The organism is Clostridium sp. (assembly GCF_036642255.1).
Taxonomy (GTDB): domain Bacteria; phylum Bacillota; class Clostridia; order Clostridiales; family Clostridiaceae; genus Clostridium_J.
Genome location: NZ_JAVWDJ010000015.1, coordinates 36,260 through 51,055, shown reverse-complemented (window position 1 = coordinate 51,055; position 14,796 = coordinate 36,260). Strand labels below are relative to the sequence as shown.

Sequence of the window (14,796 nt, the reverse complement as noted above, 5' to 3'; positions counted from 1 at the left end):
AAGGTAAAGTTAATCAATTATACAATAAGGGTTTGATTTACTTTGATAAAGGGAATATAATATATGTGGATTTAAATCAAGGGAGGAATACATAATGGAAAAGAAAATGGTACCAGTAGGATTATCAAACAAACACATACACGTAAGTCAGGAGCACTTAGATATTTTATTTGGAGAAGGCTATGAATTAAAAAAATTCAAAGACTTATCTCAACCAGGACAATATGCAGCAGACGAAAAGGTTGATATTGTAGGAGTAAAGGGAACTTTAAAAGGAGTGAGAATACTAGGACCAGTTAGAAAAGAAACACAAATAGAAGTTTCTTTAGCTGATGGTTTTGTACTAGGAGTAATTCCTCCAGTTAGAGATTCTGGGGACTTAATAGATAGCCCAGGAGCTAAAATTGTTGGACCTAAGGGTGAAGTTGTAATAGAAAAAGGTATTATTGCAGCTGCTAGACACATTCATATGCACACTTCTGATGCAGAAAATTTTGGAGTTGAGGACAAAGAAGTTGTTAGCGTTAAGGTAGAAGGCAAAAGAGGTTTAGTATTTGATAATGTTTTAGTAAGAGTTCATAAAGAATACGCTCTTGAGATGCATGTTGACATTGAAGAAGGTAATGCAGCTGGTCTTAAGAATGGATCAATGGTGGAATTGTTAAAGTAGAATATATACTTTAAAAGTAAAAGGAAGGTAAGCAGTGATAAACTGTTAACTTTCCTTTTCTTTTTTATATGTAATTGAGTTTGAATCTATGACATACTGTTGTCAGTAAATTTATATATAATATAAATTAGGGGTCGTAACCTTTTATCATAAAAGGATGCAAATAAACCATTTTTATTTTCAAAATAAATATCAAGATATTAACTTAAGCTTTTGAAGTAAAAGTACGAATTAGATAGTGGGATTTAGATGATTTCAGTTATTGATGAACTTTATTGATAATTAAATGAGGGGGAATACATATTGGAGAAGTTAGATTATAAAAAAGCGTATAAGGAGTTGTATTTGCCAAAGAGGACACCAAATGTTGTTACTGTGCCAAAAATTAATTTTGTAGTAATAGAGGGACAGGGTGACCCTAATGGTGAGGAATTTATTTTTGCAACCGCTGCATTGTATAATTTTAGCTATACAGTAAAAATGAGTTATAAAAGCGACAACATACCTGAGGGGTATTACAATTATACGGTTTTCCCACTTGAGGGCGAATGGGATTTAATTGATAAAACTATAGCTTCTACTGTGAAAAGTAATTATAAGTACAAATTGATGATTAGACAACCAGACTTTTTAACCCTTGATTTGTTTCAGAGTTTTTTACTTATGACTAAAAAGAAAAAGGGTAACACTTATCTTGATAAATTATATTTTGAAACAATAGAAGATGGGTTGTGCTGCCAGATGTTACACATTGGCAGTTATGATGAGGAACCTGAAAGCTTTAGACTAATGGATAAGTTTTGTGAGGAAAATGAATATGAAAGAATTAGTAAAATTCACAAAGAAATATACTTGTCAGATCCTAGAAAAACAGAGGTTTCTAAACTTAATACTGTATTACGTTATAAAATTGAAAAAAAGTGCCATTAGAGGATTAAAGAAATTTAAAACATTAAGAAAATAAAACCTCTTAATATTTGTAAATTTAATCTATATAAATTTAAAAGCCACATATATAAATATGTGGCTTTTAAACGTTGGGTATAAGGTCATATTGGGGTGTAACCTTCTATTAAAACTATTAGTAACTTGATTTATAACAAGAACTTAATAATAAATACCATACCTACTAAAACTGTAGCTATATTTAAATCTTTAAATTTTCCAGTAGCAACTTTTAGGAATACATAAGATATCATACCAAATGCTATTCCGTCAGAAATACTGTAAGCTAAAGGCATCATTATTATTGTGAAGAATGCAGGTATAGCTTCAGTAAATTCTACTAGTTCTATTTCTTTAATAGGCTCCATCATGAATAGTCCTACAAGTATTAAAGCAGGAGCTGTTGCTGGAGATGGTATCATTAAGAATAGTGGCGAAATAAATAGTGCTAAGAAGAACATACCAGCAGTAGATACTGCAGTTAATCCTGTTTTCCCGCCTTCTGCAACTCCAGAAGCACTCTCAACAAAGGTACTTACTGTACTTGTACCTAAGCAAGCACCTACAGTTGTTGCAACCGCATCAGCTAGAAGAGCTTTTTCTACTCTTGGAACTCTTCCATTTTCATCAAGCATATTTGCTTTAGTAGCAACTCCAACAAGAGTACCTATTGTATCAAAGATATCCATAAACAGTAAAGTAAATAAAGCAATGAACATATCAACTGTGAATATATGCTTAAATTCAAATTTAAACATAATTGGTTCCAAGGAAGGTGGTAAACTAAAAATATTACCTTGTGGTAATTGGGTAATCCCCATTGGAATTCCAATTATTGTTGTAATTACAATCCCTATTAAAAGGGCTCCTTTTACATTTTTAGCAAGTAATAATCCTGTAATAAGAATACCAACTATAGCTAACAATGCAACACCAGAAGTTATATCACCAAGAGCTAAAATTGTTCCGCTCTCAGGATGTAAAATAATTTTAGAGTTTTCAAGTCCAATAAAAGCAATGAATAAACCAATACCAACGGATATTGCTTTCTTTATATTATTAGGAATAGCATTAACAATAGCCTCACGAACATTAAATATAGTTAGTAAGATAAAGATAATACCTTCTAACAATACTGCTGTTAAAGCAAATTGCCAGGTATAACCCATACTTAAAACGATAGTATATGCAAAGAAAGCATTAAGTCCCATTCCTGGAGCTTGTGCGAAGGGAAGTTTTGCATACAAACCCATTATTAATGTACCAATCATAGCTGAAACTGCAGTTGCAGTGAATACTGAACCAAAGTTCATTCCTGCGTCACTAAGTATTGCAGGGTTTACAACTAAGATATATGCCATTGTCATAAAAGTAGTTATTCCGGCAAGAACTTCAGTTTTCACACTACTTCCTTTTTCTGTTATTCCAAAAAATTTATCCATTTTGTCACCTCTTCAGTAATTTTAAAAGCGTTTAATACAAGAACATTTAATATGATATCAAATAAAATGTTCGGAGTCAATAAAGATGGACAAGTTAAAGTTAAAAGTTTTATTGGTTTAACAGTTCTATATAATGTAGCAAATATAAAGGAAAAATTTAGTTTAGGATATGTTAAATAGTGGATTGTGTATAACCATATAAATTTTAATATTACAATTATATGTATATAAAAAATTATATACAGTACAAGGAAGTTAGAAAGTATGTGAAACTTTGAAATCAAAGGCAAACTTCATTTCAAAGCCCTTGAATACAATAATGAACTTATTCACTGTTTAATAGGGCTTTGTATTTAGTTTTGATTTGTTATATGTTTAAGGATGATATTATGATTAACCTAAAGTATAAATATAAAAGTATGAAGTGAAAAAATACTTCATACTTTTATATTTGGTATAATTTTTTAGAAACTGCACATATTTCATTAGCCATTCTTTTTTTATAGATTTTAAGCAGGCTCATATTCATCAAAAAAGTATATAACTATATCACCTAAGCTTGAAGAGTCCAGTACTTCATTCAAGGCAGCTTCCTCATCTAAAACTATCTTGAAATTCCTGTTATAAAATTCTGAAGACAAAACTCCTTCTTTTATAATTCAGAAACCACTCCAAGAGTTCTTCCTCTATTATCTCTATCTTCTCTATATAAAATTTCTTGCAAAATAACTTCCTGAAATTCTGCCGACTTCTATGATGGTTGAGTCAGGTCTATCTTCGGGAACAGCAATTATGCCAATAAGTTTGCTATGCGTCATTTGTGATAGCCCTTCAAGTACAGATTTATATTCATCAATATTAAACATATCAAACTTTCCAGGATTTAATTTTTGTAGAAGTATTAATATCCTTATTGGATAAATATTCTTCCCTTAAAAGTCCCATTGCTATTTTGTCATAATGGTTCCCATCTCTATAGATTTCCTGTCTTAAAACACCTTCAATTTTAAAATTACATTTTTCATAACATCTTAGGGCAGCTTGGTTGTAGGAGTATACTGTAAGCCGGATTTTATTCATATTCATTTGCATAAATATGAATTCTACAAGAACCTTCATAGCGTCTGTACCGCAACCTTTGCCACGATGTTCCTTGCTACCAATAAATATACCGATTGTTGCAACACCATTTTTCCAATCAACACCGTTTATATTGCAACCACCAATAAATTTATTATCCTCAAGACTTTCAATGGCGAATTTATATGTATCGCTTATGGCGGTGAGAGAGTGAAACCAGTTCTCTTCCTCATGTAAAGTCATAGGATAAGGAATATCTGGTGTTAAACTTACACCTATATCAGGATCGTTTATATAAGTTAATCTAAGAGGTATATCTTCTTTTCTGTATTCTCTTAATCTAATTTTTTCTCCTATGTACATAATAAATCCTCCTTCATGGTATTTTAGGTAGCCAATACTTGTATCGAAAAACTTGGAAAATTAGCTATAGCTTATAGTATGTGCCATAAAGTGGATAAATTATTCCAGTAATGGCCAAAGAATCCAGAGTACCATTGTTAAGAAATTACTGTTTTATTGTTCAATACATATATTATTAAGAAAATACCTTATTGTATGTTAAGTATAGGAATAAAAATAAAAAACTCTTGAAACCCATGAGTTTTTCGATTAAAAATTAAATTTTACTTAAAATTAAGTTTTTCATTGAAAAGTCAAGTATCTTTGCAGAGTGAGTTAATTCACCTACTGACACATAGTCTACACCTGTTAGTGCTATTTTTTCAACTGTATCTAAAGTTACATTTCCTGAACACTCAGTGATAGCTTTTTTAGCTATTATTTTTACAGCTTCCTTCATGGTTTCAATGTCCATATTATCTAACATGATAATGTCAGCTCCAGCTTCTAAAGCTTCTTTCACCATATCTATGCTTTCAACTTCTATTTCGATTTGTTTGCCATAGTAACCATATTTTCTTACCATTTCTACTGCATTTTTAATTCCGCCGGCAGCTGCTATATGATTGTCTTTGAACATTATTCCATCAGAAAGGCTTAATCTATGGTTGCAACCACCACCGACCTTAACACCATATTTTTCTAGCATCCTAAGCCCAGGAGTAGTTTTTCTAGTATCTAAAAGTTTAGTATTTGTTCCCTCTAATTTATCAACAAATTCTGATGTTAGGGTAGCGATGCCACTGATTCTTTGCAAAAAGTTAAGAGCAGTACGTTCACCACTTAAAACAACTGAAGTACTACCAGATATCTTAGCAACTAGCTCTCCATTTTGCACTATATCTCCATCTTTTTTATAAAAGTTTATAACTATATTACCAAGGAGTTCAAAAACTCTCTTAAATATATAAAGTCCTGCTACAACACCTGAATCCTTTGAAATTAACTGAACTTCACAGCGAGAAGTTTCATCTAAAATGGCACAGGTTGAAATATCAGAATAAGGCATATCCTCCTGCAGAGCATTTAATATTATCTTGTCTATAACTAAATAATTCATCATTTAATAAATGTGACCTCCTTTTTAACTCCTCTATAACAGTTTTTCGCTGATAATCTTGAATATTTTCCAGTGATGAGACTAAGAGTGGAACTTTGTTGAAAGTAATACCTAAACTATCAATAGTTGAATTTATAATTTTCGCTGCTCGTTTTGAAAATACAAATCCCTCTAATAATGAGTTGCTAGCTAATCTGTTACTGCCATGCGCACCAGTACAAGAAGTTTCTCCAACGGCATAAAGGTTTTTCATAGAAGTTTGAGAAAATTCATTTACATTTATTCCACCCATGAAATAGTGTTGTGCAGGTGATACGGGAATAGGGTATTTAGTTATATCAATACCTTGCATCATACATTCCTTATAGATCGAAGGAAACCTATTTCTAATAAAATCTGAAGAACGGTGAGATATATCTAAATGAACAAAAGGGATTCCAGAGGAAGCAATTTCTTTGTTAATAGCTTGGCTCACCACATCTCTAGGTAAAAGTTCGTTTATAAAGGATTCACCCTTTAAGTTTAATAGTTTTCCTCCTTCACCTCTTACTGATTCTGATATTAGAAATCTTCTAGAACTAGAATTTCTTTTATAAAAGGCAGTAGGATGAAATTGAATATATGAAATATCCTTTAGGTGGATATTATATTTTAAGGCAATAAACAGGCCATCACCAGTAATAGATCTTTCATTGGTAGAATTTTTGAATAGACCTCCAATACCTCCCGTTGCAAGTATTAAAACTTTACAAAATACATTTAGTTGTTTTCTACCTTGGATTATTACTGCTCCTGAACAAGTATTATCTTTTGTGATCAAGTCTACTACTTGAGAGTTTTCTATTACAGTTATGTTCTTCTTTTTCTTAGCTTTATTTATTAAGGTATCTACCACATGTTTCCCAGTGTTGTCATTACAGTATGCAATTCTAAATGTGCTATGGGCACCTTCTCGGGTGTAACACAACTCTTCATTGACTTTGTTAAAGGGAGTACCAAACTCAACAAGATCATGAACACATTCCATGGATTCCTCACATAGTATCTTCACAGAGTTTTTGTTATTTTTATAGTTTCCTGCCCTCATTGTATCTTCAATAAAAGCTGGAACATCTTCTTTTCCTACAGCAACTGAAATTCCACCTTGAGCTAGGTAAGAATTACATTGTGTTAAATTTCCTTTAGTAATCATAATTATATTTAAATCTTCTCTTAAGTTAAGAGCGGAGTAAAGCCCCGCAGCACCAGTTCCAACAATGAGAACGTCAGTATTAATATCCATATCTATTACCTCGCGTAATTATGCATGTTTACCAATGAATTTAGTGCCTTTAACCTAAGTGATTCTTCTAATTCTATTGCATTACTTAAATCAAATAAACAATCATAAATGTCTTCTAGGACAGTTTTTTTCATATTCACACAAGTCATTGTATTACCTGGTGAATAGAAGTTTTTGTTTGGATTTTTCTTTTTTAGTTCATGATGGACACCCTGCTCTGTTACAACTACAAAGTCCTGTGAATCACTGTCAGTAGCATAGTCAATGATTCCTGAAGTGCTTCCTATATAATCTGAAAGATCTCTTACTTCTTTTTCACATTCTGGATGACATAGTACTAGAGCTTCTGGTTTTAATTTTTTAATCTCTGTTATGTGACTAGGATTTACTTTTCTATGAGTTATGCAGAACCCTGGCCAAAGCATAATTTTTTTTTCAGGTAATTGATCTGCTAGATAAGAACCTAGATTTTTATCAGGTAAAAATATAATTTCATCCTTGTCCAATTTTTTTAAAATTTTAATAGCATTAGAAGATGTAACAGAAACATCACATTCAGCTTTAACCTCAGCAGTTGAATTTATGTAGCATACTACAGCAGCATTAGGGTGTTCATTTTTTAACTTAACAAGGGCGTCACTATCTGCCATATCTGCCATTGGACAGCCTGCATCCATAACTGGTAAAAGAATAGTTTTATGAGGAGATAATATTTTTGCACTTTCAGCCATGAATTTTACACCACAAAAAACAATAATATCTTCAGGCGAATCCTTAGCTATTTTGCTTAAGTGGTAGGAATCTCCTACGTAATCAGCTATGTCTTGAATTTCTGGTCTCTGGTAATAATGAGCTAGTATAAGCGCATTTCTTTCTTTTTTAAGTTTTTTTATATTTTCTACTAATGTCATATACATCACTCCATTAATTCATTTACAGGTGTATATACACCTGTAAATGAATTATAGCACTGCGTATGCTAATTTGCAACATTATTTAAGATTCATTGTGTTATGATAAGTGCTTCTTTAACTATTAAAAGGTTAAATATAAGAAGTTAATATAAGATTATTTTTACAAAACCTAACTTTACTAAGCAAAAGGTAAGTATTTATAAGTTCAGTTGAAAATTTAGAATTAGTGGAAGGATTAAAACTATAAGTGAAATCAGTATAATTGAAAAATACGCAATATTAAGTTAGTTATGATATTATAGATAAAGCTAAGCATTTTTTTAAATATTTAAAATTAATTTAAATAATAAAACAAATATCTCCATAAAAAGTTAATTGAGATTAATATGATCGGTCAAGTGTCAATGGAGGCTTCATAAAAATGGAAATGTTATTTATTATGTTTTATAGAAATTAATAAAAACAAAACAAACAACTCAATTGCAATTTAAAATGCAATTTTCGATTGGTATAATGTCAAAATGAAGTAAAAAAATCAGAAATGCTATAAAACCTGTTGTAAAATGGCGTTGTCAACTAAAAAAAACCATGCTATGATAGAAAACATCGAAATGATTTGTATAATTATTACGTACTTTAAATTTACTTTTAAGGAGGACAATTTCATGGCAGAGAATAACAAAAAATTAAGTTGGAACAACCTTGCCTTAATGGCCTTTGTTAGTGTATGGGGTTTCGGAAACGTAGTAAATGGTTTTGCTAGCCAAGGTATGAAAGTAGTTGTTTCATGGATACTGATGTTTGCATTATACTTTGTACCATATGCACTTATGGTAGGAGAAATGGGTTCAACATTTAAAGAAAGTAAAGGAGGAGTAAGTTCTTGGATTAGAACAACTTCTGGTGCTAAATTAGCATTCTTAGCTGGGTGGACCTACTGGGTAGTTCACGTTCCTTACTTAGCTCAAAAACCACAAGGTGTACTAATAGCTCTTGGATGGGCTGTTAACCAAGATGGAACACTTGTGAAAAGCATGAATCCAATGATATTACAATTAATATGTTTAGCAATATTTTTAGGATTTTTATGGATTTCATCAAAAGGTATAAGTTCTATAAAAAGAATTGGTACAATAGCAGGTATATCAATGTTTGTTATGTCCCTTCTTTACGTAGTTTTAGCCATAGCAGCACCTGCAATAACTAATGTTCAAACATACAGCATTGACTTCAGTATGAAATCATTAATGCCGGACTTCAACTTTGAATATTTAACGACTTTAGCAATATTAGTATTTGCAGTTGGTGGATGTGAAAAGATATCACCATATGTAAATAATATGAAAAATCCATCAAAAGACTTTCCAAAGGGAATGATAGCACTTGCAATAATGGTTGCAGTAACAGCTTTACTTGGTTCCTTTGCAATGGGGATGATGTTTGATCCAAACAATATTCCAAAAGACTTAATGATGAATGGTGCATATTATTCATTCCAAAAGTTAGGTGAATACTATGGAGTAGGGAACTTATTCTTAGTAATATATGCTATAGCAAATATGATGGCTCAAATCTCAGCACTAGCATTCTCAATAGATGCACCAATAAAAGTTTTGTTAGCTGATGTTGATAACAGATTTATACCAAAATCATTAACTAAAGTTAATGAAAATGGAACACCAATTAACGGATATAAATTAACTGCAGTGCTTGTTGGAATACTTATAATAGTTCCAGCCTTCGGAATAGGTGATATGACATCATTATTTACTTGGTTACTTAGATTAAATGCAGTAGTTATGCCATTAAGATACTTATGGGTATTCTTTGCTTACATGGCTTTAAAGAAAGCTGCAGCAGGCGATTTCCAAGCAACTTATCAGTTCACTAAAAATAAAACAGTTGGGTTTTTAATAGGACTATGGTGCTTTGGATTTACAGCATTTGCTTGTATAATGGGTATGTTCCCTAAGGGTGTAGAACTTTACTCAAGTGAATGGTTCTTCCAAATAACACTTAACATATTAACTCCAGTTGTATTATTAGGATTAGGATTAATCCTACCAATTATAGCAAAAAAATCAAACTCACAAGAATCTAAAAATGAAGCTGCTTAGAATTATTAGGTACAAGCTTTGTAATATTAAATAAAGTAAATCCTTAGTTAAAGTTGATTAGAAGCTTTAACTAAGGGTTTACTTTATTTTTATGAAAAATGAAAGTTTGGCTAAAGAATTCTTTAGAATGTATTTTGAGGAAATATATTTAATTCGAAGTATTCTAAATTGGCTCTATAAATGAACTTCTTACAATAGAAAATGCCGTGATTTATACAAGTAAATGAATTTTATTAACTCATTCCAGACAAAAAATGCTAAAATATTACTTAAGGATAGGAAAGTATCAAAAATATAATTTTTTAACTTTCTTAATTTGGAAATTAAAGTATAATAAGTAATATAATATTTCTTCTGAATTTTATGAAGAAGTTTCTTAAGGGGTATTTTAAAGAAAGGAAGGCTATGAGTTATTATTATGATAGAATTCAGGAAATTAAAGCATGAAGATTATCAAGATATGCTAGATATATCAAAAGATATTTGGGAAGGTACTGACTACTTGCCACATGTGTTTCATAATTGGGTGGATGATAATGGTATATTTTTGGGTGGAGTAGATAGTAATAAAAATAAAGTAATTGCTGTAGCTAAGTTATCTAAACTGTATGATGGAAGCGGATGGTTAGAAGGGCTTAGAGTTCATAAGGACTACAGAGGCCAAAGATTAGGTCGAAGAATCTCAGAAGAAATGTTACAAAGAGCAAAAATGGCATTAGAACAAGGAGAAATTGATAAAATTGCTTTCTCTACTCATATAACTAATGTGGAAAGCAGAACAATGATGGAGAGTCTTGGTTTTAAGGTGAAACAAGCTAATACTTTAGCAATTAAGAATATCTCTTCATTAAAAACAGAACAAACTTTAGAAAATTTCAAGGTTGAACCTTGGAATGTTAGTTTTGAGGAGTTTAAATATCACCCATATTTTGTAAGAAGAAAAGGGTTTTTACCTTTAGCATTCGTTTATGAGGAGGTTACTCGTGAATTATACGAAAAACTTAAAGAAAGCAATTGTTTTATTAAAATAAATCAGCATGAGGGAGTGTTTAAATATAAAGGAGAGCCAAATTTTATTGTTATGGATGATACCTTTGAAGGAATAAACACTTTTATGGATTACTACTTACTATCCTATAAGGATAAAGAGTTTAAGGAATTATTTACTCCATTTTTATCACATGATAAGGAGTTAATAGAAAAGTTTAAAAATGCAGGATATACATCTTGGGGAGATTGGAAGCCAGATTACTTCTATTATGTTTACTAAGTAATAAACATAATATAGATAATATATAATGCTATTGCTTTTGTGATGAAAAAATTAAACTTACTGAAGAACTAGAAAACTAAAAAAATCAAATGTTGAATAAGGAGTGTATATTATGAAATTTATGTGGAGCACCTTAACGGTTAAGGATATGGAGGCATCCGTACAGTTTTATCAAGAAATAGTTGGACTTAATATTGAGAGAAGGTTTAAACCTACACCAGAAATGGAGTTAGCATTTCTTGGAGAAGGAGAAACAAAGGTTGAGCTTATATGCAATAAGGAAGTAAAAGAATTTAAATTTGGAGAAAATATTTCATTAGGTTTTCAAGTTGACTCTGTTGATGAAATGATGACTTTTGTTAAAGAAAAGGGTATTAAAATTCACAGTGGCCCATTTCAACCTAATGAACATACAAAATATTTCTTTGTATTAGATCCAAATGGGTTGAAAATTCAATTTGTTGAATCAAAATAAATAATAAGACAACGTTAGTATAAGAACTATAGTAATGATTCTTGAATGAAGAATTTTTTTGAAATAACAAAATAGATAAAGAAGGGGCCATCGCAAAATAAGTTTTTGTGATGCCCCCCTTTCTTTATCATTAGTTAATTGTTTTCATTTTTTATTAATATTACATTATAGATAATATTTTACCTACAAGTAATCCGCCACCAGTTCCAATTCTATAACCCATTAGCGCCATTACAACTCCGATTGGAACTAATGCTTCGCTGTATGCTGCACCAAGAATTGGAGCCACAAATGAGGAAAGTAACCTTAAAAAAGAAATTGAGTAATATATTGTGAATAATTTATGAGGTGATATCAATGTTTTAAGAAATTATTCATGAAAATAGTTGTGAAAGGTTACCTGGAACTATAGTGCAAGTTAATATTCCTGTGGGGCTTTCTGTGAATATAGGAGATTTATTAGAATTGTCATCTCCAAGTGGTATATGTTTAATAGTAAAAAGTCCATTATTAGAAGCTAAAAATAATCTTAGTTTATCAGGGATTATCGATGGTATTAGAAAAGCTGGGATAAAAGTGGAGACTATATAATAACTTTATGGAATTCATATCATCGAGTCATGAGTGAATGTATACTCGTGACTCGTTTAATAAAAATTAGATATTCGCAAAAATGCATTAAAAATGCTATATAGAAAAAAGTATTAGATAATGAACTTGAAACTAAACAATACTTATTACCTCTCATCTATACTAGCTATAAAATTTAACAAGCTAGTACTTAGTGAATGCAAACAATAGCATTATTAGTCATTTTAATGATAAATAGCCACATAAGAACTGCCCATATTTACCAAAAACTATATTAAGAATTAGTATTCCTGTGGGGACTACAATAAATTATTAAATTTATTAGAGTTAACCTCTCCTATTGGAATATATTTAAAAATAAGAATACCGCTACTTGGTGGAAATAATGCTGTTGATTTAGATGGTATAGTAAATGGTATTAAACAAGCAGTAGTACAATTCGCTTAGAAATTAATTGAGTTAATATAATGAAAGGGCTATCCAAAGCTTAATTTAGGAATAGCCCTTTTTTATTTTAGACTCAATCTTAATAAGTTGTTATAAAAGTCAATGTAAAATTAACTGCAATTACTATAATTTATGAAATGCTGGATAATTCTATTGACAAATAAAAACAGGACAAATATAATTTAATTAACGATAATGATAATCAATATCAATTACCAATGAGAGAGGTGTATTTATGAATAAAGTAGCAATAATTTATTGGAGTGGCACTGGCAATACAAAAATAATGGCAGAGTTAATAGCACAAGGAGCTGAAAATCAAGGAGCATTAGTTTCCTTAAAAGAAGTTGCTAATGCAACTAATAGTGATATAGAAGAAGCTGATATTATTGCATTAGGTTGCCCATCCATGGGGGATGAAGTTTTAGAAGAATCAGAAATGGAACCCTTTGTTGAATCAATCGAATCTATAGTTAAAAATAAGAAATTGGCTTTGTTTGGCTCTTATGGTTGGGGAGATGGTCAGTGGATGAGAGATTGGGAAGAGAGAATGTTTAGTAACGGAGCTGTTATAGTAAGTGACTGTGTAATGGCAAATTATGAACCAAATGATGATAAAAAAGAAGAATGCATAGAATTAGGCCAAAAGCTGGCTAAGTAAATAAGTAATTAATAGATGAAATAATCAAAATAATATTTAACCCATAAGGAGTGTTTACAGTGAATTCTGCAGTGAAAATTTTTAGAACAAACTTAAATAAATTAAATGATATAGACTATGTGTTTAATGTTATAGCTTATAATATAGCTCCAACTTTAAAAAGACTTAAAGCTGCTACAACTGTAACCTTATGTAAGCATGATAGAAATATATTAGAACATTGGAAGAAGCATAAACATAGCATTACAGAGAAATTGAACATTAGCGCTTTTGAGTTAAAAGAAACGGATAGAGCAATAATTGTGCTTTTTTATGATAAGGAGCTATTAGAAGAAAAAATTAAAGAAGTAAGTAATTCGAATTTTTTAATTAATTTTGGCTATAAGCCTCAAGGGCATATAGAGGAAAATTTAAAAATACTAGGAGATAGATTTGAAAAATTTGTGTGTCCTCATGAGCTTGGAATATTTTTGGGATTTCCTTTAGAAGATGTGAAAGAATTTATTGAAAATCCTCATAAGGAGTGCTTATTGTGTGGATACTGGAAAGTCTATTACAATAAAGATAAGGCTTTAAAAACCTTTAAACATTATGATGAGGCAAAGTTTGAAATTGTAAATCAACTATGTAAAAATATTGATTTAGTGAAAACTATAGCATCATAATTTTAGCAAAGATGTTATCAAAACCATTGATAACATCTTTATTTTCTTTTAACGACGTTTTTTATTGCATGAAAAGGTTAACAATTTTGAGCCGTAACAAATGGTTCAATAATCAGTATAACTTTCAATTTTAAGTCAATTGAAATCGCAATAAAGTTCAAAATATACTTTACATTCCATATAAATTGTGGTACTATAAATATAATTTAATAAATTAATTCTCATCAAGAGAGGTAGAGGGACCGGCCCGATGACACCTCAGCAACCATCAGATTTCATTTGTCTGAAAAGGTGCTAATTCCTGTGCTAAGTTCCTTTGAGCTAGGCTGAAGATGAGAGAGGTGTGTTTGAATCGTTATACCTCTTTCATCATTTTATTTTGATGGAAGAGGTTTTTTGTTATTCTATTTACTATGCAAATAGAATAACTAGTCAAGGATGTGGAGAACACTTTATGTTACACAAGAAGAAAACTTACTGTGATAGTTGTGATAACTCAGGGTTCTGACAATGCAATTAGTCACACAAAACACTAACATGGGTACTAGCTATGTTAGAAGTTGCTCAAACTAAAAATACAATTTAATAGAATCTTATCAAGAGAGGTGGAGGGACTGGCCCTATGAAACCCAACAACCGATATCATATAAGTTGATACACGGTGTTAATTCCTGCAGCATTGCTGTGAGATAAGAATAAGTTTGGTTTTAGAGCCCAAGTTTATTCTTGGGTTCTATTTTTTTAGGTTGAGTCGCTACAAAGTAAATTAGTA

15 protein-coding genes and 2 riboswitches are annotated in these 14,796 nt (G+C 30.8%); of the genes, 8 read left to right on the top strand and 7 right to left on the bottom strand.

Annotated elements, in window-relative coordinates:
• Positions 1–94 precede the first annotated feature (94 nt).
• Entirely contained in the window at positions 95–670 is a 576-nt protein-coding gene (locus RR409_RS10315) for a phosphate propanoyltransferase (protein WP_332557669.1), read from the top strand.
• A 303-nt stretch (positions 671–973) separates the two neighbouring features.
• The gene (locus tag RR409_RS10310) at positions 974–1,600 is read left to right on the top strand and encodes a GyrI-like domain-containing protein (RefSeq protein WP_332557668.1); all 627 of its coding nucleotides are present in this window, start codon (positions 974–976) and stop codon (positions 1,598–1,600) included.
• Positions 1,601–1,764: 164 nt separating this feature from the next.
• Here the strand turns inward: RR409_RS10310 and RR409_RS10305 are convergent, their stop codons facing one another.
• The 6 genes from RR409_RS10305 to nadA all read right to left on the bottom strand — a co-directional run bounded on the left by RR409_RS10305 (position 1,765) and on the right by nadA (position 7,792).
• The gene (locus RR409_RS10305) at positions 1,765–3,057 is read right to left on the bottom strand and encodes an NCS2 family permease (protein WP_332557667.1); all 1,293 of its coding nucleotides are present in this window, start codon (positions 3,055–3,057) and stop codon (positions 1,765–1,767) included.
• A gap of 509 nt (positions 3,058–3,566) precedes the next feature.
• The gene (locus RR409_RS10300) at positions 3,567–3,698 is read right to left on the bottom strand and encodes a hypothetical protein (protein ID WP_332557666.1); all 132 of its coding nucleotides are present in this window, start codon (positions 3,696–3,698) and stop codon (positions 3,567–3,569) included.
• Between the two features lie 226 nt (positions 3,699–3,924).
• Positions 3,925–4,500 carry a GNAT family protein gene (locus RR409_RS10295; protein WP_332557665.1) on the bottom strand — a complete coding sequence of 192 codons (576 nt, stop codon included), beginning with the start codon at positions 4,498–4,500 and terminating at the stop codon, positions 3,925–3,927.
• Positions 4,501–4,756: 256 nt separating this feature from the next.
• A complete protein-coding gene (gene nadC / locus RR409_RS10290) occupies positions 4,757–5,599 on the bottom strand; it encodes a carboxylating nicotinate-nucleotide diphosphorylase (RefSeq protein WP_332557704.1) in 843 nt (280 codons plus the stop codon).
• Entirely contained in the window at positions 5,535–6,881 is a 1,347-nt protein-coding gene (locus RR409_RS10285; protein WP_332557664.1) for an L-aspartate oxidase, read from the bottom strand. The genes nadC and RR409_RS10285 overlap by 65 nt, the downstream gene beginning before the upstream one ends.
• A gap of 5 nt (positions 6,882–6,886) precedes the next feature.
• On the bottom strand, positions 6,887–7,792 hold the full coding sequence (nadA, locus tag RR409_RS10280) for a quinolinate synthase NadA (protein ID WP_332557663.1): 906 nt from the start codon (positions 7,790–7,792) through the stop codon (positions 6,887–6,889).
• Positions 7,793–8,460: 668 nt separating this feature from the next.
• On the opposite strand from nadA, the gene RR409_RS10275 reads away from it, so the two are divergent.
• From RR409_RS10275 to RR409_RS10265, 3 genes are all read left to right on the top strand, one after another.
• On the top strand, positions 8,461–9,912 hold the full coding sequence (locus tag RR409_RS10275; protein ID WP_332557662.1) for an amino acid permease: 1,452 nt from the start codon (positions 8,461–8,463) through the stop codon (positions 9,910–9,912).
• A gap of 418 nt (positions 9,913–10,330) precedes the next feature.
• Positions 10,331–11,182: a GNAT family N-acetyltransferase gene (locus RR409_RS10270; protein ID WP_332557661.1), complete on the top strand. Its 852-nt coding sequence runs from the start codon at positions 10,331–10,333 to the stop codon at positions 11,180–11,182.
• Positions 11,183–11,297: 115 nt separating this feature from the next.
• Positions 11,298–11,660 carry a VOC family protein gene (locus tag RR409_RS10265; RefSeq protein WP_332557660.1) on the top strand — a complete coding sequence of 121 codons (363 nt, stop codon included), beginning with the start codon at positions 11,298–11,300 and terminating at the stop codon, positions 11,658–11,660.
• 160 nt (positions 11,661–11,820) lie between these two features.
• On the opposite strand, the gene RR409_RS10260 is transcribed toward RR409_RS10265, so the two are convergent.
• Positions 11,821–11,949, bottom strand: coding sequence for a DUF819 family protein (locus RR409_RS10260; protein WP_332557659.1), 129 nt, complete (start codon positions 11,947–11,949; stop codon positions 11,821–11,823).
• 152 nt (positions 11,950–12,101) lie between these two features.
• On the opposite strand from RR409_RS10260, the gene RR409_RS10255 reads away from it, so the two are divergent.
• From RR409_RS10255 to RR409_RS10245, 3 genes are all read left to right on the top strand, one after another.
• A complete protein-coding gene (locus RR409_RS10255) occupies positions 12,102–12,251 on the top strand; it encodes a hypothetical protein (protein ID WP_332557658.1) in 150 nt (49 codons plus the stop codon).
• A 682-nt stretch (positions 12,252–12,933) separates the two neighbouring features.
• Entirely contained in the window at positions 12,934–13,359 is a 426-nt protein-coding gene (locus tag RR409_RS10250; RefSeq protein ID WP_332557657.1) for a flavodoxin, read from the top strand.
• Positions 13,360–13,418: 59 nt separating this feature from the next.
• On the top strand, positions 13,419–14,024 hold the full coding sequence (locus RR409_RS10245; protein WP_332557656.1) for a DUF3793 family protein: 606 nt from the start codon (positions 13,419–13,421) through the stop codon (positions 14,022–14,024).
• A 218-nt stretch (positions 14,025–14,242) separates the two neighbouring features.
• A riboswitch (SAM riboswitch) is annotated at positions 14,243–14,363 on the top strand.
• Positions 14,364–14,614: 251 nt separating this feature from the next.
• Positions 14,615–14,720, top strand: a riboswitch (SAM riboswitch).
• Positions 14,721–14,796: the final 76 nt, after the last annotated feature.